This is a genomic window from Mesobacillus jeotgali, assembly GCF_900166585.1.
Taxonomy (GTDB): domain Bacteria; phylum Bacillota; class Bacilli; order Bacillales; family Cytobacillaceae; genus Mesobacillus; species Mesobacillus jeotgali_A.
The window spans coordinates 351344-373195 of sequence record NZ_FVZC01000009.1; the positions used below are offsets into that span (position 1 = coordinate 351344).

22 protein-coding genes are annotated in these 21852 nt (G+C 41.5%); 19 read left to right on the forward strand and 3 right to left on the reverse strand.

Annotated elements, in window-relative coordinates; genetic code table 11:
• Window positions 1-110 precede the first annotated feature (110 nt).
• From B5X77_RS11750 to B5X77_RS11805, 11 genes are all read left to right on the forward strand, one after another.
• Window positions 111-842, forward strand: a complete 732-nt coding sequence (locus tag B5X77_RS11750) for a protein-glutamine gamma-glutamyltransferase (RefSeq protein WP_079508174.1) — start codon at window positions 111-113, stop codon at window positions 840-842.
• A 197-nt stretch (window positions 843-1039) separates the two neighbouring features.
• Window positions 1040-2512, forward strand: coding sequence for a UDP-N-acetylmuramoyl-L-alanyl-D-glutamate--2,6-diaminopimelate ligase (locus B5X77_RS11755; protein ID WP_079508175.1), 1473 nt, complete (start codon window positions 1040-1042; stop codon window positions 2510-2512).
• Window positions 2513-2711: 199 nt separating this feature from the next.
• Window positions 2712-3011 (forward strand): metal-sulfur cluster assembly factor, encoded by a 300-nt coding sequence (locus tag B5X77_RS11760; RefSeq protein ID WP_176167308.1) that lies wholly within the window; start codon window positions 2712-2714, stop codon window positions 3009-3011.
• A gap of 267 nt (window positions 3012-3278) precedes the next feature.
• Entirely contained in the window at window positions 3279-3644 is a 366-nt protein-coding gene (locus tag B5X77_RS11765) for a hypothetical protein (protein WP_079508177.1), read from the forward strand.
• Between the two features lie 150 nt (window positions 3645-3794).
• Window positions 3795-3893, forward strand: a complete 99-nt coding sequence (locus B5X77_RS11770; protein WP_079508178.1) for a YjcZ family sporulation protein — start codon at window positions 3795-3797, stop codon at window positions 3891-3893.
• Window positions 3894-3919: 26 nt separating this feature from the next.
• Complete coding sequence (locus tag B5X77_RS11775; RefSeq protein WP_079508179.1) at window positions 3920-4051, forward strand: YjcZ family sporulation protein; 132 nt, start codon at window positions 3920-3922, stop codon at window positions 4049-4051.
• Between the two features lie 194 nt (window positions 4052-4245).
• On the forward strand, window positions 4246-4773 hold the full coding sequence (locus tag B5X77_RS11780) for an RNA polymerase sigma factor (RefSeq protein WP_079508180.1): 528 nt from the start codon (window positions 4246-4248) through the stop codon (window positions 4771-4773).
• A gap of 245 nt (window positions 4774-5018) precedes the next feature.
• Window positions 5019-5474: a hypothetical protein gene (locus B5X77_RS11790; RefSeq protein ID WP_139378347.1), complete on the forward strand. Its 456-nt coding sequence runs from the start codon at window positions 5019-5021 to the stop codon at window positions 5472-5474.
• Between the two features lie 138 nt (window positions 5475-5612).
• Window positions 5613-6905, forward strand: coding sequence for an ABC transporter substrate-binding protein (locus tag B5X77_RS11795; protein ID WP_079508183.1), 1293 nt, complete (start codon window positions 5613-5615; stop codon window positions 6903-6905).
• A 137-nt stretch (window positions 6906-7042) separates the two neighbouring features.
• Window positions 7043-8035, forward strand: a complete 993-nt coding sequence (locus tag B5X77_RS11800) for a carbohydrate ABC transporter permease (RefSeq protein ID WP_079508184.1) — start codon at window positions 7043-7045, stop codon at window positions 8033-8035.
• Window positions 8036-8040: 5 nt separating this feature from the next.
• Window positions 8041-8901 (forward strand): carbohydrate ABC transporter permease, encoded by an 861-nt coding sequence (locus B5X77_RS11805; protein ID WP_176167411.1) that lies wholly within the window; start codon window positions 8041-8043, stop codon window positions 8899-8901.
• A gap of 43 nt (window positions 8902-8944) precedes the next feature.
• Here the strand turns inward: B5X77_RS11805 and B5X77_RS11810 are convergent, their stop codons facing one another.
• Window positions 8945-9181 (reverse strand): hypothetical protein, encoded by a 237-nt coding sequence (locus tag B5X77_RS11810; RefSeq protein ID WP_079508186.1) that lies wholly within the window; start codon window positions 9179-9181, stop codon window positions 8945-8947.
• Window positions 9182-9369: 188 nt separating this feature from the next.
• Entirely contained in the window at window positions 9370-9822 is a 453-nt protein-coding gene (locus tag B5X77_RS11815) for a YkvA family protein (protein ID WP_079508187.1), read from the reverse strand.
• 286 nt (window positions 9823-10108) lie between these two features.
• On the opposite strand from B5X77_RS11815, the gene treP reads away from it, so the two are divergent.
• The 5 genes from treP to B5X77_RS11840 all read left to right on the forward strand — a co-directional run bounded on the left by treP (window position 10109) and on the right by B5X77_RS11840 (window position 15710).
• Window positions 10109-11515, forward strand: a complete 1407-nt coding sequence (gene treP / locus B5X77_RS11820) for a PTS system trehalose-specific EIIBC component (protein WP_079508188.1) — start codon at window positions 10109-10111, stop codon at window positions 11513-11515.
• A 38-nt stretch (window positions 11516-11553) separates the two neighbouring features.
• Window positions 11554-13239, forward strand: coding sequence for an alpha,alpha-phosphotrehalase (gene treC / locus B5X77_RS11825; protein ID WP_079508189.1), 1686 nt, complete (start codon window positions 11554-11556; stop codon window positions 13237-13239).
• Window positions 13240-13566: 327 nt separating this feature from the next.
• On the forward strand, window positions 13567-13977 hold the full coding sequence (locus tag B5X77_RS11830) for a YugN family protein (protein WP_079508190.1): 411 nt from the start codon (window positions 13567-13569) through the stop codon (window positions 13975-13977).
• Between the two features lie 104 nt (window positions 13978-14081).
• Window positions 14082-15260, forward strand: a complete 1179-nt coding sequence (locus tag B5X77_RS11835; protein WP_079508191.1) for an alanyl-tRNA editing protein — start codon at window positions 14082-14084, stop codon at window positions 15258-15260.
• Window positions 15261-15494: 234 nt separating this feature from the next.
• On the forward strand, window positions 15495-15710 hold the full coding sequence (locus B5X77_RS11840) for a hypothetical protein (RefSeq protein ID WP_079508192.1): 216 nt from the start codon (window positions 15495-15497) through the stop codon (window positions 15708-15710).
• A gap of 30 nt (window positions 15711-15740) precedes the next feature.
• Here B5X77_RS11840 and B5X77_RS11845 read toward each other — a convergent pair whose 3' ends face one another.
• Window positions 15741-16616: a metal-dependent hydrolase gene (locus B5X77_RS11845; protein WP_079508193.1), complete on the reverse strand. Its 876-nt coding sequence runs from the start codon at window positions 16614-16616 to the stop codon at window positions 15741-15743.
• 149 nt (window positions 16617-16765) lie between these two features.
• On the opposite strand from B5X77_RS11845, the gene B5X77_RS11850 reads away from it, so the two are divergent.
• From B5X77_RS11850 to B5X77_RS11860, 3 genes are all read left to right on the forward strand, one after another.
• Window positions 16766-18340 (forward strand): peptide chain release factor 3, encoded by a 1575-nt coding sequence (locus B5X77_RS11850; RefSeq protein WP_306807381.1) that lies wholly within the window; start codon window positions 16766-16768, stop codon window positions 18338-18340.
• A 165-nt stretch (window positions 18341-18505) separates the two neighbouring features.
• Entirely contained in the window at window positions 18506-18988 is a 483-nt protein-coding gene (gene tnpA / locus B5X77_RS11855; protein ID WP_079508195.1) for an IS200/IS605 family transposase, read from the forward strand.
• 677 nt (window positions 18989-19665) lie between these two features.
• On the forward strand, window positions 19666-21063 hold the full coding sequence (locus tag B5X77_RS11860; RefSeq protein ID WP_079508196.1) for a Na+/H+ antiporter NhaC family protein: 1398 nt from the start codon (window positions 19666-19668) through the stop codon (window positions 21061-21063).
• Window positions 21064-21852 lie beyond the last annotated feature (789 nt).

Sequence of the window (21852 nt, forward strand, 5' to 3'; positions counted from 1 at the left end):
AACTTTATTTCCATATTTCTAATTAACAATCTGTCCAATGTCTTTTGTTCCAAAGACCTTCATATAGATACAATATATGTTTAATAATCGGAATATGGAGGGGGAACGTGATGATTATCATCCGGTTTCCGGAAGCTGCCAGCGGTCAGAAGCTGCAGAAACTGTCTGGAAAACAGAGGGAAATATACAACCACTTAGACAATAGCCTCACGATGTTTGAGTATGATTCAACCTTTCAGCTCCTGTTTGAAATCAGGCTTCGGGAAAAAATCATTGCAGCAGCCCTGAAACTTAAGGATGCTTCAGTGGCGTTTACTTCCTTTAAATACTCAAAGTTCAATCCTGTTTATTGGACGAAAGGGCCAGTGGGGTATCTTTTGAATCCAAATGTCCGCCCATCCGATGCAATATCCGATATTTATGAAAATGGACAGGAATATGCTTTTGAATGTTCAACCGCAATGGTAATCATTTTTTATAAAGCAGTGCTTGATTCCATTAGGGTTTCGGATTTCAACTATTTGTTCAGGGGATTGCTTGTGTGGAACTGGAACTATGACCCTGATTTAGCCATCATTACTTTGGAAGGGAATGAATTTATCCCGGGTGATGTGGTCTATTTCATGAATCCGGATTTTGAAAAACCAATCTGGCGGGGTGAAAATGCTGTAGTTTTGGGGAAAGGACTATATTATGGCCATGGCATAGGAATTGGAACGGCTGAAGAAATGATTGAAGCTCTTAATACACTCCGAAAGAAAGGGTCGACCACATCTGCTTTTATGCTTCAGCAGCACAGTCGGCTGAATTTCAAGTATCTATCCCAGTTTTCAGACAGATAATCCCATAAAAAAGTAAAAGGCTGGCTTTATTGCCGGTCTTTTTTTCTGCTTCTTTCTCCTCATTTTTTTTAAAAGTATTTCTTATAGAATTTACGAGGCATAGTTTAAAAAAATAGGGGAATATAAAAAGAGACAAATTCTATACGTTAGGTTCCGGATATGGAACTTATAGGCAGTTAAAAAAGGGAGTTTTGGAAATGAGATTATCAAAGGTGCTTGAAGCCCTCGGCGGAAGTCTGAAAAAATACATAGATGAAGCGGATCCTGAATTGACGGGAATCCAAATGGATTCACGTAAAGTGAATCCTGGGGATTTATTTGTTGCCATTTCTGGCTTTCAAATTGATGGTCACCGGTTTATCCAAGAAGCAATAGACAAAGGTGCCGCTGCTGTAATAGGGGAAAATGAGCTTGAACTTAACGTCCCATATATACAGGTATTTGACAGCAGGCTTGCTCTGGGTAGGGCAGCAAGCGCTTTTTATCACCATCCGTCGCGAAGGCATACAGTCATTGGAATTACTGGAACAAATGGAAAAACCACGGTATCTTACATTTTAAAACATATTCTTGAACATGCCGGCCGAAGCTGCTCTTTGCTCGGTACTGTGTCTTATATAATAAATAATGAAGTGTACAAGCCTTCGAATACCACCCCGGATGCTTTGCAAATACAAGAATTGATGGCCAAGAGCAATGATGAGTTTGTTGTTCTGGAGGTATCTTCTCATGCCTTGAAGCAATACAGGATAGAAGGATTAGAACTGGATTATGGGCTGTTCACCAATTTAGCCCATGATCACCTTGATTATCATCCCACAATTGAAGACTATTTTGAGGCAAAAACATTGATGTACAATTATATGAAACCAGATGGTTCGGCGATTGTTAGCAGATTGAGCGAATGGGGAGACATGCTGGCCGATATATTGAAGGCTAAGGAGATACCTGTTTACTCAATGGGCAGTGATGGCAACTATGATCTGAATATTGAGGATATCCGACTGAACGGAGAAACCAGGTTCGAAGTCCAAATGGGAGGGGTCGTCTATCCTTTGACATTCCCTTCCCCTGGTCAGCACAATGTCTATAACGCCGCAATGGCCTTTTTGACTGCAATTAAAATTGGTATTAGCCCTGAAGTAATTACAGATGCTTTAAAAACATTTCCCGGTGTGCCTGGAAGATTCGAAATGATTTCACATCCGGAGGGTGCTACATTCATTGTTGATTATGCCCATACGGAGGACGCCTTAGAATACTGCCTGCATGCTGCACAGGAGCATGATGCAGTGAAGATAAAGCATATATTCGGATTCCGGGGAGAACGGGACAAAACAAAAAGGGAGCATATGGTTAAAACCTCTGCAGCAATGAGTGATGAATTCATATTGACATTCGATGATTTGAACGGTGTATCCGAGGTAGATATGGAAAATGAGTTAAAGGAATTGAACGAGCGTTTTGGGATGAATAAAGGAAGTGTGATCACCGACAGAACACTGGCAATCCAGTATGCATGGGAAAACGCAAATATGGGAGAGTGGATCCTCATCACCGGAAAGGGTCCTGAAGAATACCAGTCTTTGTATGAACTCCCTGCATCATCCGATAAAGATACGCTATTATATCTGCAAAAACAGCATGGTAAAGAAAAGATAATCGGTTGAATGACCGGCAGGCTGAAAGTTTTCCAGCCTGTCGCTTTTTTAAGTAATAAGTTGCTTGTCTTATAATGACACAATTTCGCCTTCTAAAATTGACAATAATTTGAAAGGTGACGCACTGCACTCCAAATTTTTTCCATTATCTCTTATGATATAAATAAGAAAAACTTGAGACATGAAATCTCGGGAGGGGGTACTCAATATGGATAAAACAGACATTTATAAAATGCTTGAAGAGGTAAAAGAGCCTCTGCTGGGAATCGATATTGTGAACCTTGGCCTTGTGTATGAAGTAAGTTTTAAAGATGAGTATGATGTGGAAATTGTGATGACGACAAGGAATGAGGATAGCATGCTGGCGGAGTACATTGCCCTTTCTGCCCGTGAACAGTTGACGGGAAAGATAAAAAACCTTGAGCATGTCGACATTAAATTCGTTTCAGCCCCTAAATGGAATAAGGATTGCATGTCCAGATACGCAAAATATCTTCTGGATCTTTAAAATAGACATAAAAGGAAAAGATTGCACTTTATTTGCAATCTTTTTTTGTAATATAGGAAGGTATAAGTTCACTTCGAGAATTGTCCAGCTACAGCGCCTAGCCAGTTTTCAACCCTGCAAGGGCGCTTCCGCTTTTCTTACATAAGCCGTCCCGAATTCCACAATAACAAAAGAACACTTGGAATTTCTTCCATACCCCAATATAAGTTTACTTTTAAACGAATTGTCTTTTAGAATGTGAGTTGGGGGAAAAATGGAGGCATATATATGATTTATAGAAAAATATCGGGAATCAGCATGTGGAAATTGAACAGGACACTAAAAAAGTTGGCTTTTGCCAGGATGGAACTGGAGAAACAAATGCGTAAGGAATTAATTGTTGTCCTGCTTGAGCCCAAAAAAGATAAAGTACTGGCCAGCCTGGAAGAGAGAACAAAAATTGAAAAGACTGTCCAGGAATTAAGCGGATTCGAGACATTAAAGATTTGTTTGCTTGAAGATTGCAAGCCGGTTTATAGAGAGAAACTCACAAGCCATGGAGTATCAAGATGGCTGGAAATTCCGGTAAATCCTTTGATTACATATGAATTCATGACTGAAAATCAAGACAAACAAGTGCAAAAAATTGGATAGCTGCAACTGAAAGAGGACCAACTAAGGTTCTCTTTTTTATGTTCTTGTCAGCAGTATTTTGAAATGGGCTTGTATTTTTTTTGCTGTTTGATTGCACAAATGTCCCGGGTTGAATAGGATGTAGGGACATAAAAAAAGGAGGTTGTTACGATGTCAGATGGATGCGGATACGGCGGAGGTTTCGCTTTGCTTGTTGTATTGTTCATTCTTTTAATCATTATCGGAGCGTCTTGGGGTTTCGGTTACTAAAGTAGACTTCGTTAGGAGGTTTTAAAATGTACGGATATGGCGGATGCGGTGGTTATGGCGGCTACGGTGTAGGAGGAGTGGGTTACGGCAGCGGTTTTGTTTTAATCGTTGTCTTGTTTATCCTCTTGATCATCGTCGGCTGCGCATGCTATTTCTAATTTTAAAATAAAATGGTGCTTGGGCCGCTGGTTCAAGCACTTTTTTATTTTAAAGGTTCTAATTCTTTTGGTTACAAAGCATGATGAAAAAAATGTGAATACCTGTTATTTTTATATAAATTAAAAATATTCCGAAAACGGTGTTTCTTTTTTCGTGCTCGTTCGTCTAACTGTTTGTAAAAGGGGGGAGAAATTTGAGCGATTATTACAGCATTCATTTCCAAAAGGTATATGAGGAATACAGTGATAAGGTTTACGGCTATTTGCTGTTATTAACCGGTAAAAAGGAAGTCGCAGAGGATTTAACCCAGGAAACTTTTTTAAGAGTATACAAGAATATCCATCAATTTAATGGTGATTCACAAATTTTCACTTGGTTGGTGAAAATAGCTCGAAATGTGGCAATTGATCATTTAAGAAGAGGGAGAAGGCTGCGCTTTTTTTCATTGGACAGGTATGCAATCCAATCGAGCCAGCCTTCTCCTGTAGAGATCATCGTAAAGGGAGAAAAAACATCTCTTCTGTATAAAGCGATTAAAGCATTGAAACTTAACTATCAGGAAGTATTGATTTTAAGGAAAATCAAAGAATTTTCGATTAAGGAGACCGCCCTGATTCTTGGCTGGAGCGAAAGTAAGGTGAAAATAACCACATCAAGGGCAATGGCAGCCTTAAAAAAAGAGTTGAAGAGAAGAGGGGAACTCATTGAGGAAATCATTTGAACTAGAAGATGGCTTCAGGCACCTAAACAAAATTCCTAGATCGGAAATACAAAAGAGGAAAACGTATAATACCATCATCCAAACCCCGAGTACGGATAGACATATATTCTCCATGGTCAAGAATTGGACAGGCGGGTTCCTCACTTTGGTGTTGATTTTGGCTTGTACAGCCTTCCTCTTTAATGAAATTAAAGCTCCTGCGCAAGATAGGCAAACCGCTCTTGAACACAGGCGGTTTCCTCACTTTGGTGTTGATTTTGGCTTGTACAGCCTTCCTCTTTAATGAAATTAAAGCTCCTGCGCAAGATAGGCAAACCGCTCTTGAACCGCCACAGGTATTGGAAGCAAGCGTTCCTGTCATTACATATCTCGCCAAGTCGGATTCAGCAGAGCATTTTAGCCTTCACTCGAACCTTACCAGAAAGGGAGTTTCCATTATTGATGAGCCTAACTGGATGGAGTCGCTGAATAGGACTGTTAACGGACGAAATAGGGTCGAGGATCAACCGGCAATCGAAAAAGGATATGATTTATTATTGATATATGAGAACCGGAAGCCTGTGAAATGCAAGTTATGGATACATGAAGACAATGTATATATGAAAAGCTTAAAAGATAAACAGGTATTTAAAATGGAAGAAGAAAAAGCTCAAATGATCATCTCGATGATATTGGATATGGAAAAACAGGTTCAATTTTGAGCCTGTTTTTCTTATATGTAAATTGTATCTTAAGAACTATTTTAAAAAATAATGACGAAAAATGTTTAGAGTGTCGAAGAACGTGGTAAAAGCAGGGTTGTACTTATAAATCAACTTGAATATACAGGAGGATTAGAGATGAAAAGGGGTCTAGCATTCATTTTAGCAGCATCGCTGCTCATCGGCTTACTTGCTGGTTGCTCAGGGGGGCAAAACGCAGAAGCTGAAAAAACGAAAGATGGTAAAGTGGTCGTGGATTTCTGGACATTCTGGGGATCAGAGACACGCCGGCCAATCATTGAAAAAATCATTGATGACTATAATAATTCCCAGGACAAGGTTTTTGTAAAACACACATTCCTGCCTTGGGGTGATATCTGGACTAAGAACCTTGCATCAGTTGCAGCCGGTAATCCAGCGGATGTCATCGTCAATGATATCAACACTGTTGCTCAGCGTGCTGAAAACAAACAGGTTGAAGATTTGAGCAAGTATGTTGATGATTCATTCAAGCAGAAGTTCTATCCGCATCTTTGGGATACGGTTGAACACGATGGAAAGACATACGCGGTACCTTTCAATACTGATACGCGCCTTCTTTTTTATAACAAAAAGGCCTTCGAGGAAGCTGGGCTCGATCCGAACAAGCCGCCAGCAACTTGGGCTGAATTAGAAGAATATGCAAAAAAATTAGATGTGAAGACTGGCGATAAATATGATCGAATTGGTTTCTATCCACTATGGGGAAGTATGGGTGCATCAAGCTGGATGACGAATGCAGATGGTGGAAAAGGATTTATCGAGAATGGAGAGTTGGCAATCAACACTCCAAAAAAAGCTGAGGCGCTGAATTGGATTCTTGGTTGGAAAGATCGTCTTGGCGAAAATACTGTGCAGGCTTTCCAGGCGGAATTTGGCAGTGAGCAATCCAATCCATTTATTGCAGGAAAAGTAGCAATGTGGGTTGATGTGGGTACATTCTACACCCAATTGAGAGATTACGGACAGGATGTCGAATTTGGTGTAGCTCCGATTCCCGCTTATGAAGAAGGTTCAGGAAACTGGGCAGAAGGCGGCGGGTTTGTTGTTGAAGTTCCTAAAGGGTCCAAGCATCCAAAAGAAGCGATGGATTTCATTAAGTATTTGACAGATATGGAAGCCCAGAAATATTGGGCAGTCAAAAACTATGACAATGTAGCGAACAGTGAAGCGGCAGAGGCAGCCCTTAATGATCTTAAAGGACCGGATAAGATGGTTTATGAAGCTACTGTCAAAAATCTGGAGCAAACCAAAATGTTCCCGGTACCAGTTGAATATCCAGATTATCATAGCAGGCTGAATCCGCATATCGATAACGCTTTGTTAGGAAAGACAACTCCTGAAAAAGCATTGAAGCAAGCGGAAGAAGATATCGAAAAAATGAAGAAGTAGTGAATCAAAAGAGAAGGCGCATAACGCCCTTCTCTTTTTGAAAAGCTTTTAGGGCGCATTTGAGACTAATTAATGGATAGCTGATTCCAATAGTCATGGCATTCTAAGTTAAACGCAACAAGGGGGTTTAGGAAAGTATGAAGTCATCAGAAAGCACACTAGTGCACACAGAAGCTGGGCCTAAAGTCATAAGAGAGCGTAAAACTGCAGAAGCATCCCGACCAAAGGGTCTCAGCAGAAAAGCTAAGGACAATCTGGCTGGCTATTTATTCATTTCTCCATGGATCATTGGGTTTCTCGGTCTGACCTTAGGGCCATTGTTATTTAGTCTGGCGGCTAGTTTTACAGATTATAATATTACTTCAAAAATGAATTTTACTGGTTTGGATAACTATAAACGCATGTTTACGATGGACGATTTATTCCGCACTTCTCTTTTCAATACTCTATATTATGTGATCTTCTCGGTTCCATTGACAACTGCAGGAGCTATCATTCTGGCTGTCTTGTTGAATCAGAAGATCAAGGGGATGAAGTTTTTCCGGACAATCTATTATCTGCCGGCCGTGTTATCCGGTGTTGCGGTCTATTTTCTTTGGATGCAGCTTTTAAGTCCATCGACAGGTCTTGTGAACACCATGCTTGCCTGGTTCGGAATAGATGGTCCTGCCTGGCTGTTCGATCCAGAATGGACAAAGCCGGCATTGCTATTAATGAAAATGTGGAGTGTAGGCGGGGGAATGCTTTTGTACCTGGCAATTATGCAAGGGGTATCTCCTCAAATGTATGAAGCAGCAGATATTGAGGGTGCATCACCATGGCAAAAGTTTTACCATATCACCCTTCCAATGATATCTCCTATCATTTTCTTTGATGTGATCACGAGTACAATTGGTGCCTTCCAAATCTTCCAGGAAGCATATGTCATGACGGAAAACGGAAGCGGCGGTCCTGGAAATTCACTGCTATTCTATAATCTGCATATGTGGAATAACGCATTTGAAGTCTTTAACATGGGATATGCATCTGCAATGGCATGGCTATTGTTCATTATTGTCATGATCTTGACAGCAGTAAATATGAAACTTGGCAAGAGATGGGTGCATTATGAAGGGGGAGATGGCAAGTGAGTTCGATGACTGCGCCAAAATTTTACGAGACTAAAAAGTTCAAGGACAGGGTTAGACTTTCATTCGTTACGCTGCTTCTCCTTGCCGGCAGCACGCTAATCCTTATGCCGTTATGGTGGATGATTTCAACTTCGCTAAAATCACCAGCAGAAATTGCACAATATCCGCCTACGTTTATCCCGAAAGAGTTCCATTTCAATAATTATATCGAGGCCTGGCAGACTGCTCCATTCACTCGATGGGCTTTAAATACGCTCTTCCTTGCTACAGTCGGGACGATCGGCAGCGTACTTGTTAATTCTCTTGTCGCTTATGCTTTTGCAAAGATAAAATTCAAGGGAAGAAATGCACTTTTTGTATTGGTTCTATCCACCATGCTGATTCCAGGATTTGTAACTATGGTTCCGCAATATATCCTGTTTTCAAAGCTTGGCTGGGTGAACACATACCTTCCATTACTGGTGCCCGCATTCCTTGGCAGTGCCTTTTTCATTTTCCTGCTGCGTCAGTTCATGATGGGAATTCCGAATGAATTGATCGAGGCGGCGGTATTGGATGGAGCCGGCCATTTACAAATCTGGTGGAATATCATGCTCCCGTTGACTAAGCCGGCTTTGATTACGGTAGCAATTTTCTCTTTTAATGGTGCCTGGAATGATTTATTGGGACCATTGTTATACATCAATGATGAAAGTATGTACACCTTGCAGATTGGACTTCAAACCTTTAAGGGAACTGTCCAGACTCAGTGGCATTATTTAATGGCTATGTCTGTCACAGTCTTGCTTCCTGTCATTCTGCTATTTTTCTTTTTCCAAAAATACTTCATTGAAGGTTCTAATATCTCCTCGGGCACAAAAGGATGACAAAAAGGATGCTGAAAACTTTCAGCATCCTTTTTTCGGTAGATTAATTAGTGACAGGGCAGGTTGTAAGCCATACGCCGGAGACACATGTTCTGTAACCATTATAGTAGGCGTATTTAGTGCATTGCCAGCATGAGTAGCCTTCAGCATTTACTCCAGTCTTACTTTGGTAACCCCCGGCAGGATTGTTATTTCTGTTTAAATCTTGAGCAGAAGAGGCAATGACAGAACCAAAGAACACAAGTATTAAAACAAATGTCAACATGAACAACTTTTGCATGATTCTTCCCCCTTATTTCTATTATGGTTAAAGCCTATAGTAAACTCTGTAAAAAATTTACTATTATTCTAAGGTACGGAATAGTACCAGGAATTAGAATAGGACCAAATATTTATTCGCTGCTATCCCACTTTTATACTAGGGGGATAAAAGTGATTTTCCCAAGAAAAAAGCCCTTATCTCAAGGGCTAGTTCAGGCTCGGTCTATTATTTCCGGGTACAGACTCATCTATCACCATATTTGTTGCCTCATGGGTTTCCTTCCAGAGACGGAATTTTTCCAAATCAGAAGTAATTTGTTTTAAAACGAACCCTATCACAGCTGCATCATCAACTATTCCCAGACCAATGAGAAAATCAGGCATTAAATCAATGGGAGAGACAAAGTATATGATCGAAGCGATAATGGTTACGATTGAACCGGTTGGAATTTTTCGATATTCTCCTCGGCGCCAGGCACCGACTAAATCGAAAAGCAGCTGAAGGTTGTCCCAGATTCCTTCAAGTGATCCTTTGTGTTCATCAGCCTTTTTATTCGCATCTTTTAATAGAATATCTGTTTTTTCGGGGCGTCCAATATATTCTTTTGCTTTAGATTCAAATCTCTTATAGCCTTCTCCAAGTTTTTTAGTGCCTAACATCTTAACACCCTCCATCTCGTAATCCTTATCTCTTATTTTTACCCTTAAATCTCTTTAATCAAAACTACCTTGTTTTTTTGGTAATTTTTTGTGCAAGTTTCACACAAAGCAGATTTGGCGGTTTTTATTCATGGTTTTGGGGAATTTAAAGGATGATTAAAATGATTGACTTATCTTGTATATACAAGTAAAATGAAACCGTAAACATCATCATGTATATACAAGTTTTTTGTAAAAGCAATATTTTTTAAAATTTAATGAAAACGGTAACAGGAGGAGAGCGAATATGGATCGTAAAGCAGTTGAACAAATTGTTGATGCTGTAGGCGGCAAAGAGAATATAGCCGCTGCTACTCATTGTGTAACAAGGCTTCGTTTTGCTTTGAAGGATGAGGCAAAAGTCAATAAGGATAGTTTAGAGAATATCGATCTTGTAAAAGGATCGTTTTCTGCAAACGGTCAATACCAGGTAGTCATTGGCCAGGGGCTTGTCGATAAGGTATATGCTGAAATGGTGGCGATTACAAGAATCGGCGAAGCATCAAAAGAAGAGATCAAAGATGCTGCAGCGCAAAACTTGAATCCTCTTCAAAGGGCAATTAAGACATTGGCGGATATTTTCATTCCAATTCTTCCTGCGATTGTTACTGCCGGTTTGCTGATGGGTATCAACAATATCCTGACTGGCAAGGACATTTTCTTTGAAGGCAAGGCTTTGATCGATGTTTACACTGGATGGGCTGATTTTGCGAGCATCATTAATCTAATTGCCAATACTGCTTTTGTATTCCTTCCTGGTTTGATTGGATGGAGTGCGGTTAATAAATTTGGCGGAAGTCCGCTTCTCGGTATTGTGTTGGGACTAATGCTTGTCCACCCAGACCTGCTGAATGCATGGGGATACGGGGCAGCAAAAGAGGTTCCTACATGGAATTTATTTGGATTGACTGTTGAGAAAGTTGGCTATCAAGGACAAGTATTACCGGTATTATTAGCTTCATATGTACTTGCGAAAATGGAAATTTTCTTGCGTAAACGTATCCCTGATGCGTTTCAGCTGTTGACGGTCGCTCCGATTGCTTTATTGGTAACAGGTTTCCTATCCTTCATCGTGATTGGGCCGATTACTTTTGCCATCGGAAACGTGATTACAGACGGTGTTGTCGGAATTTTTGATGCTGCACCTGCCATTGGCGGATTGATTTACGGCGGACTATATGCACCGCTCGTTATCACTGGTATGCACCATACCTTCCTTGCGGTTGATTTGCAGCTGATCGGATCAATTGGAGGAACATTCCTCTGGCCGATGGTTGCACTTTCCAATATTGCACAGGGATCTGCGGCTTTTGCGATGATGTTTGCCGATAAAAACAATGAAAAATTAAAAGGCCTTTCTATGACCTCAGCAATATCTGCATGGCTTGGTATAACAGAGCCTGCCATGTTCGGGGTGAACCTTCGCTACAGATATCCATTCATTGCCGCAATCATCGGTTCTGCAATTGCGGGAATTGTCATCACGCTCCGAGGTGTAATGGCACCATCAATCGGTGTAGGAGGCCTGCCGGCATTCCTTTCAATCTTCACTGAATTCTGGGGTGTGTTCTTTATCGGAATGGGCATTGCCCTCGTTGTACCATTTGTACTGACATTCATTATGGCAAAGACTAGAAAGAAACAAGAAGCATAAACAGCTAGATTAATCCTGATGGAGGTGGATGTTATATCATGACTGAACCATGGTGGAAAAAATCGGTTGTCTATCAAATCTATCCAAAGAGTTTTTATGATACAACCGGCAATGGAACAGGCGACCTTCCGGGGATTATCGCCAAACTGGATTATTTGAAGGAATTGGGTGTGGATGTAATATGGCTGACGCCAATTTATGATTCACCACAACGGGATAATGGTTACGATATTAAGGATTATTTCAAGATATATGAGGAATACGGCACGATGGAAGATTTTGATCGTCTTCTTGAAGAGGCTCATCGACGCGGCATAAAGCTGATCATGGATATCGTGGTGAACCATTCTTCAACTGAGCATGAATGGTTCCAGGATGCACGGAAATCCAAGGACAGCCCGTATCGCAACTATTATATCTGGAAGGATCCAAAGGAAGACGGAAGCGCCCCGACTAATTGGGAATCCAAATTTGGCGGGAATGCCTGGGAGTACGATGATGCCACAGGACAATACTATCTGCACCTATTCGATGTGACCCAGGCTGACTTGAATTGGGAAAACGAACAGCTGCGAAATGATGTGTATGACATGATGCACTTCTGGTTTCAAAAAGGAGTGGATGGTTTCAGGCTTGATGTCATCAACCTGATTTCTAAGGACCAGGACTTCCCGGATGATGATGGCTCTGTACCTCCGGGTGACGGCCGCAAGTTTTACACCGATGGTCCTAGGGTCCATGAGTTTTTGCAGGAAATGAATCATGAGGTATTCTCAAAATATGACAGCATGACTGTAGGCGAGATGTCTTCCACAACAATCGAGAACTGCATAAAATACTCGAATCCTGAGCGAAATGAATTGAGCATGACCTTCAACTTCCACCATTTAAAGGTAGATTATGAAAATGGGGATAAATGGACACTTGCTGATTTCGACTTTATGGCACTTAAACGAATTTTATCTCTATGGCAGGAAGAAATGCATAAAGGCGGCGGATGGAATGCGCTTTTCTGGTGCAACCATGACCAGCCGAGGGTCGTTTCCCGTTATGGGAATGACGGTGAATACCACCCGGAATCTGCCAAAATGCTGGCGACTGCAATCCATATGATGCAGGGAACACCTTATATTTATCAAGGTGAAGAAATTGGGATGACCAATCCTTATTTTGAAAAAATCGAGGATTATCGCGATGTGGAATCCTTGAATATGTATAAAATAAAATTGGAAGAAGGCATGCCTGAGGAGGAAATCCTTAACATTCTGCAGAGTAAATCACGAGATAACTCAAGGACACCTGTTCAGTGGAATTCAAAGGAACATGCCGGATTTACAAAAGGCACCCCATGGATCAATGCAGCGAAAAATTATCAGACAGTCAATGTTGAAAACGCGCTCGCTGATCAGAATTCAGTTTTCTACCATTATAAAAAGCTGATTCAATTGCGAAAACAATACGACATTATCACAATTGGTGATTATCAGCTGATTCTTGAAGAACATCCTGACCTATTTGCGTATGTCAGGAATGGACAGGATGAAAAGCTTCTAGTTGTAAATAATTTTTATGGCAAGGAATCAGTATTTGAATTGCCTGGTACAGTTGAAGCAGAGGGCTATAAAGTACAAATTCTGCTCTCTAACTACCCTGACTCCAGCAATGATGTGTCTCAAGTAAATCTTCGTCCGTATGAATCTGTTGTATATCATCTAACTAAATAAATAAATGATTGGTGGAGGCCCTGGATAGTGCCTCCACTTTTTCTGTTATTTGGAAAAAGTAGAGATTATTGTCCATTCTGTAGAAATTACGCGGATTTCTGAGAGATTAGGGCAGGAACCTTAGAGATTATCTATGAAACCAGAGAGATTATATGCAAACTCCGAGAGATTTAACCGATTTCATAGTAGTTTCAATATCTTATTAAGATTAAAAGTGTCCTGTTAGATGGAAATATACCTTTTATCAGTGTGTTCCTGCATGTTTGATAACCTTATCTTGGTGGAAAAAGCTAATATACTAATCCATTACGAAATGAGGTTTGCATAATGATCCCAATTCAATCAAATATAGACGGTAAAGAGGTTCCAGTCGGCGAATTAAAGCAAAAGCTTGGACCGCTTGGCTTCAATGTAAATGGCCAGTGGGAATATGACCACGCATATATTGATTACAAGTTGAACGATGACCATGGTGATCGACAGTACGTGAGGATTCCCTTCAAGTCCACGGGAGGGCCGCTGGACGATGATAGCACCTTTGTCCAAATCGGGACTCCATTCCTACTGGATCACCAATTTGAAACAGATGTCGATGATGAAGGGAATATTGGCGCCCTGACTGGTTCATTCGACCAATTTAAATCTCCTGCCGACAAGGACGCTCCATTTCCGGAGGAACTTGTAGATCGAGGCAGGGTATTGATCAATAAGGCAGAGCAGGCATTGAGAACTTCATAAATTATGCAGACAGCTTTCGGGTATGGAAGCTGTCATTTATTTTGACATAGAGAAAAATGGTATACTGAAAAATATAAGTTGCAATCTGGAGCGTGAAATTAGCCATGGAGAATAAGTTATATTATCAAGATGCATACCTTAAGAAATTTACCGCAGAGCTGGTCAGGCAGGGAGCAGATGAGTCAGGAAGGCAGTATGCTGTATTGTCCAAGACAGCTTTTTACCCTACAGGGGGCGGGCAGCCCTTTGATACTGGCATACTTAACGGAGTTGAAGTTGTGGATGTTGAGGAAGTTTCCGGAGAAATACGCCATTACATAAACAGAGCGCTGGCAGAGGTTTCCGTCCAAGGGGAGATAGATTGGGACCGCAGATTCGACCATATGCAGCAGCATGCAGGACAGCATATTCTTTCGGCTGCTTTCGAAGATATATATGGATATAAAACCCTTAGTTTCCATTTAGGGAAAGATACACTGACAATCGACCTTGATACCGAAAATCTTTCAGCGGCGGAAGCGGAAAAGGTTGAGGCTCTGGCTAACCAGGTGATCCTTGAGAGTCGCCCAATCATCACTAAATGGGTCGATGAGGAGGAATTAAATCAATACAAACTAAGGAAAGCACTATCTGTATCTGATAATATCAGGCTCGTCATTATCCCGGACTTCGATTATAATGGCTGCGGAGGAACACATCCACGAAATACCGCTGAGGTCGGCTCACTGAAAATCCTCGGGTGGGAAAGACAAAAGAAAATAGTACGGGTCGAGTTTATCTGTGGAAATCGGGTATTGAGCAAGCTTGGGCAGAAGCATGAAGTTATCAAGGAGCTGGGAGCTTTGCTGAATGCACCTGAACAGGATATGGTCTCCTCAGCCAATAGACTTCTTGACCAGAAAAAAGCATTGGAGAAATCAATCGAGGAACTGAAGACCAAGCTGTTGCAATATGAAGCAGCTGATTTGGCTGCGGCATATGGGGGTAAAATCGTGAGCCGTGTTTATCAGAACAGAAGTATTCAGGAGCTTCAGAAGCTAGCCAGGCTGCTGGTTGAACTAGCAGAAAATAAAGTGTTTTTACTAGTCGCTGAAAACGGGGACAAACTGCAATTTGTTTTTGCCCGGGGAAAGGAATCACAAGGGAACTTAAAGGAATGGACAAAAAAAGCTCTGGCCTTGATTGACGGTAAAGGCGGAGGAAACGACTTTCTTGTTCAGGGCGGAGGCCGATTGGTTTCTGGTGAGGAATTCATCAATCAAATGTTTTTGTTCATCGAGTAATTTAAACAAATAACGAAAAATAAAGCGGATTACAGGTTGATGGTCATGGTTCTTAAGTAGTGATTTTCACAGAAAAGGTTATTACAAAATAATTCCCTTCCAAATATATTGAAAAAAAGAGACTTATAACCTATTTTTTGCAATGTTATTGGATACAGATGAAAGTTTTACCATTTAAAAATAGGTTTAACTCCCTCATAATGGAATTCAACCAGAGAAATAGGGGGAATCAGAATGTTTGAAATTGAGAGAGGATCTGTAGAAGAGGCAATCATGATCCTGCAAAATCTCGGTCTTAAAGTGAATGAATACGAGAAGACGAATTCAATGATTCCGGTAGATAAATATAAAGAGTTATTGGAATTCACCATTGCGGTAGCCAGGAAAACAAATGAAATCACTGTCACAATAGATGAACTTATGGACGATATAGAAGCGAGAATGGAATAATGAGAAGAGCAGCCGCATTGGGCTGCTCTTTTATTTGATTTGGGTTTCATCAATATATTCAAACAAGAATGACTGTCCATTCCGGTAAAAGCGCGGGTCGTAGACGCCCAATCTCTTACCATCATCAACGATGACAACAAATGGAGACCATTCGGTAAGAGTCTTTGCTTCAGGCTTCTTCGAAAACAGCATATCCAGGTCTGCCTCCTCATCAGAAGTGAGCTCGTATTGCAGTTCTCTTTCAGTGAACAGGCTGTCCTGGAAAATTGCTATATCGCGATCATTCTTGGTAATAACCGTGTATGTCCAAGGGATGAAACCCGCAGAAAGGGCGATCTGTTTATAATCATTTTCGTATTGATTATAGATCAACCAGCCCTGGACACTCTGGATAACAATATGCAGAGCAATGAATGCCCATGCAAATTTAAAATAAAAAGAGCTTTTTGCTTTATTTTTCCGGGAAGCAATAAAGGCCGTGCCGATAATGATCCAGAATACAAAATCAATAATGGGTATTGTGCCAAATGTGATTCGGATGTTTGAAAAAGGTTCAAGATAGCCTGTCCCCCATGCATTGAAGAGATCACTGGTATTGTGAATGAAGACGGCCAGCCAGCCTAGGAAAAATAATTTAAGATCTTTCACTTTAAATAACAGAAAAGACAGCAATACAAATAACAATGCCCAAACTGGTGTCAAAAACACGGAATGGGTGATGCCCCGGTGCCACATCTGGTAAAGACCTTCACTATCCCATAATTGGGATATGACATCAATATCCGGAATCTGGCTTGCGCCCACAGCTGTTAGCAAATAGGCACGTTTTTGACTTTTCTCCATATCTTTTTTATCAACTGCCCCATAAAGGGCTAACCCGAATAAAGTATGAGTAATCGAATCCACTTCTGCACCCCCTGAAATTACATTATAATCCTTGCAGGAAGATTTTTAAAAGTTCTGATATACAAATGCAGGATTGCAAACTTTCCTCCAGAAAGATAAGATTAATTTTATGAGGAATTTGCCTTTAAACAGAAAGGAAACATTTAATGATGAAAAAATTACAAGATGAAGTATTATCTCGCAGAACTTTTGCGATTATATCCCACCCGGATGCGGGTAAAACGACGCTCACGGAAAAATTGCTGCTATTTGGCGGTGCCATTCGTGATGCTGGTACAGTCAAAGCAAAGAAGACCGGGAAGTTTGCAACGAGTGACTGGATGGAAATCGAGAAGCAGCGTGGCATTTCGGTAACGTCCAGTGTCATGCAATTCGATTATGATGGGTTCAAGGTAAATATCCTTGACACACCAGGCCACCAGGATTTCTCTGAGGATACTTACAGAACCCTGACGGCTGTCGATAGCGCTGTAATGATCATCGATTCAGCAAAAGGAATTGAGGATCAGACATTAAAACTTTTCAAGGTTTGCCGCATGAGAGGGATACCGATCTTTACTTTCATTAATAAGCTGGATCGGGTGGGTAAAGCACCTTTGGAATTATTGGCAGAACTTGAAGAGGTTCTTGGTATTGAATCGTACCCAATGAACTGGCCGATCGGAATGGGCAAAGAGTTCCTTGGAATCTATGACCGTTATAATAATCGTATTGAGCAATTCCGTGTGGATGAAGACAAACGATTTATTGCCCTTAATGAAGAAGGCGAAATAGATGGAGACCATTCCATTAAAGATTCTTCACTGTATGACCAGACATTAGAGGAAATCATGCTTTTGGATGAAGCAGGGAATGAATTTTCAAAAGAACGGATTGCCGATGGGACATTGACACCGGTATTCTTTGGCAGTGCCTTGACGACATTCGGTGTCCAGACATTCCTGGATTCCTACTTGCAGTTTGCGCCGCCGCCGCAGCCAAGGAACTCCACTGCAGGAGAAATCGATCCATTATCAGAGGAATTCTCCGGTTTTATCTTTAAGATCCAGGCTAACATGAATCCGGCCCACCGTGACAGAATTGCCTTCTTGCGCATTTGCTCGGGCAAATTTGAGCGCGGAATGACTGTCCAGCTTAGCAGGACAGGGAAACCGATGAAGCTTGCACAATCCACGCAGTTCATGGCAGATGACCGAAGTACCGTCGAAGAAGCTGTAGCTGGTGACATCATCGGGCTATATGATCCGGGCACATACCAGATTGGCGACACGATTGTTTCCGGAAAGGAAGGATACCTGTATGAAAAGCTTCCTCAATTCACTCCAGAACTTTTTGTCAGGGTTTCAGCAAAGAACGTCATGAAGCAAAAGCACTTCCACAAAGGTATCCAGCAGCTGGTACAGGAAGGAGCCATCCAGTTGTTCAAGACTTTGAAGACGGAAGAGTACCTCCTTGGGGCTGTCGGTCAGCTGCAGTTTGAAGTATTTGAAGCAAGAATGCGAAACGAATATAATGTAGAAGTCATCATGGAGAGACAGGGCTCCAAAATCACCCGCTGGATTGAAGGCGACGAAGTAAATGAGAACCTGTCAAGTTCAAGAAGCCTCCTGGTAACTGACCGCTTTGACAAAAAAGTATTCTTATTCGAGAATGAATTTGCGTTAAGATGGTTCCAGGACAAGAATCCTGATGTGAAACTTTATAATCCTATGGATGCATCATAATAAATTGAGTCGGCATATTATGCCGGCTCTTTTTTGTGGAAATGAAAACCCCGGGCTATGCCTGGGGTTCCAAAAAGCTTTCAGCGTGGTATTAAAAAAACTTCCCCACGGTGCTAAAATATTTTTTGGTTCGCCAACCAAAAATATCAGCACGGAGGAAGTCCCATGTCTAAAGACAATAACAGTTTAGCACACACTACCTGGAATTGTAAGTATCACATCGTATTCGCCCCAAAGTATAGGAGACAAATCATTTATGGGAAAATCAAAAAAGATATTGGGGAAATACTGCGTACATTATGTGAAAGAAAAGGTGTAGAAATAATTGAAGCAACCGCCTGTAAGGACCACGTACATATGTTAGTGAGTATACCGCCCAAAATAAGTGTGTCCTCTTTTGTCGGTTACTTAAAAGGGAAAAGCAGTTTAATGATATTTGATCGTCACGCAAACCTGAAATACAGATATGGAAACCGTAAATTCTGGTGTACAGGATATTATGTCGATACAGTAGGTAGAAATAAAAAGGTAATAGAAGAATACATTCGAAATCAAATACAGGATGATATAGTCGCAGAGCAGTTAACGATGATGGAGTACATTGATCCATTCACAGGAGAAGAAGTGAAGAAAAAGAAAAGAAGTTAAAAGGGGAGAAGGCCTTTGAGGTCTGGCCAGTAGAAGTAGTACAATTGGCGAACCTTTCAGTAGCCCTTTAGGGTCTGGTCAGTAACAAAGGCTTTCAGCCGCAGAGAAAACCACCCGTTCTCACGGGTGGTTTTTATTTTTATGGTCCCTTTGGGCGAATTATTTTGGGACCGGCATTATTGAGCCAGAGATTCAGATGAGTTGATATTTTCTGTCTAAGTTCTGTCTGGTTTAAGCAAAAATGACGTTTCCGCAACATACTAGAGTTTTCCGCCCAAAATTTCCTGCATTTATTTCGTCAGGAATCTCTCGTAGACTAGTGACTTTTCTGTTAAATCATAACTCAGGGCAAACTCCCCGTGTTTTACTTGACGAACTAGATTTTTCATACTATATTAGTAATGTTCTATATCGCTTTTATGCATAAAAGCGTTTAAGTGAAAAAGAGATGATTGGTGCTGACAGAACTCACTAGAATCCCCATGAGCAGCAAAAAGAAACTGGATGGTTGCTGAAAATCCAGGCAATGGCGGATTTGAATTACACCTGTCACAATAGGCACTGTTAATGAAGTGGGTAGACAAAGCTGTTTGCCAATTAGGGTGGTACCGCGGAGATTCTTCGTCCCTACAGATTGAGGAGCTTTTTGCGATTTATGACTAATTGGGGGAATCAGCATGATACATCAAAACGAAATCGTTTCATTAAAAACTTCTGAAGCAGCTGCGGTAATTTTTCTGCTTTTGACCGGTATTAGCTTTGGCATGATAAAGCTTGAACTGATGCCGCACATTCCTGTCATCATGGGAATCATGGCGTTAATTATTTATGGTTTACTGAAAAAAATCAAGATGGGCGACCTGGAAAGAAGTATGGTTGACGGAGCTAGGGCCGGTCTTGGGGCTGTAATGATTTTTTTCTTTATTGGAATGCTGGTCAGCAGCTGGATTGCCGCAGGGACTATACCGACCTTGATATTTTTATCATTTGATTTGGTAACTGGCAAATGGTTTTACGCAGTTGTTTTTATCATCACTTCTGTGGTGGGATTAAGCATAGGAAGTTCCTTGACTACTTCAGCCGTGATTGGGGTTGCTTTCATCACTGTCAGTGAAACACTAGGCTTTTCCCTAGCTATTACTGCTGGGGCAGTAATTTCGGGCGCCTTCCTTGGGGATAAGATGTCGCCCCTCTCAGATACGACGGTGCTAGCTTCATCTACAGTCAAGGTAGATCTATTTGAACACATTAAAAATATGTCCTGGACAACGATACCTGCATTCTTCATTTCTCTTTTCTTGTTTGGGATTTTATCGCCGGAACTTAATTCTGCTGACTTTACCCAACTGGCAAACTTGCAAAGTACCCTAATGAAGATGAATCTGGTGCACTGGTACTCTTTGATTCCACTTGCAGCAATAGCGGTTCTGGCCGTAAAAAAAGTGTCATCAATATTAACCCTTGCAGCAGGGACGATCACTGCCATGGCGGTCAGCATGATCATTACCCCAATGCAAGAATGGGGTAAGCTTACAGGGATATTGTATTCTGGCTATGTATCTGAAAGTGGAAGTGCTCAGCTGGATTCCCTGTTGTCACGAGGCGGAATTGAGAGCATGTTTTTCTCGATAACTCTTGTTGTCCTTGCGTTGAGCATGGGGGGGCTGCTATTCAAGCTTGGTGTCCTTCCAGCTTTACTGAAAGGTCTTGCAGGAAGTCTAGAAAAAGGGCCAATCCTTATTGGTTCGGCCACAATTTCTGCTCTAGGAATTAACTTACTGATCGGAGAACAGTATTTGTCAATTCTTTTGACTGGGAATACATTTGCAGGTCATTTTGAAAAGGCTGGTCTGCACCCGAAGAACCTGTCCCGTGTCCTCGAGGATGCTGGGACGGTAACGAATCCCCTTGTTCCCTGGAGTGTGTGCGGTGTCTTCCTCACCAGCGTCCTGGGAGTAAGCACAATGGAATATGTTCCGTTTGCATTCTTTTGTCTGCTGTCACCTATATTGACACTGGCTGCAGGGTTTACCGGAATATCACTGTCAAAAATCAGCAAAAACGCGGTAGCTTAGGCTTCCGCGTTTTTTTTATGCTGAATATGTGCCCGAACTCAGTGAGAATTGAAGAGACGGGGAACATAATATCGGAAAATGTGCCCGAACCCCGTGAGAACCAGAGAGATGGGGAACATAATACGCGGATATGTGCCCGAACCCAGTTCGAACCGGAGAGATGGGGAACATAATATCGGAAAATGTGCCCGAACCCAGTGCGAACCGGAGAGATGGGGAACATAATATCGGAATATGTGCCCGAACCCAGTTCGAACCGGAGAGATGGGGAACATAATACGCGGATATGTGCCCGAACCCGGTGAGAATTGAAGAGATGGGGAACATAATACGCGGATATGTGCCCGAACCCCAGTGAGAACTTCAGAGATGGGGAACATAATATCGGAATATGTGCCCGAACCCTGTGAGAAGTGAAGAGATGGGGAACATAATACACGGATATGTGCCCGAACCCTGTGCGAACCGGAGAGATGGGGAACATAATACGAGGATATGTGCCCGAACCCCGTGCGGACTTAAGATTTTGGGTAAGCTTTAAGTCAGTAAATGCGTCGTTTTTTCAAAAACTATTATGTTTGGGCACGATAAATAAAACTGGTGGCAGTGGGCGCCTAAAAGTTTCATTAATCCTTCGATTCATTTAAAATGAAGGGTATGCTTCTGCGTTTAAAATCTTGAAAGTTGCATCTAGATATTTGAATTGCCCTGGATGCTTATCTATATTAAAGGATGGTAATCTTAATAATCGTCCAGTCAGTCATTGTGTTTTACCGCCGAAAGGAGTTA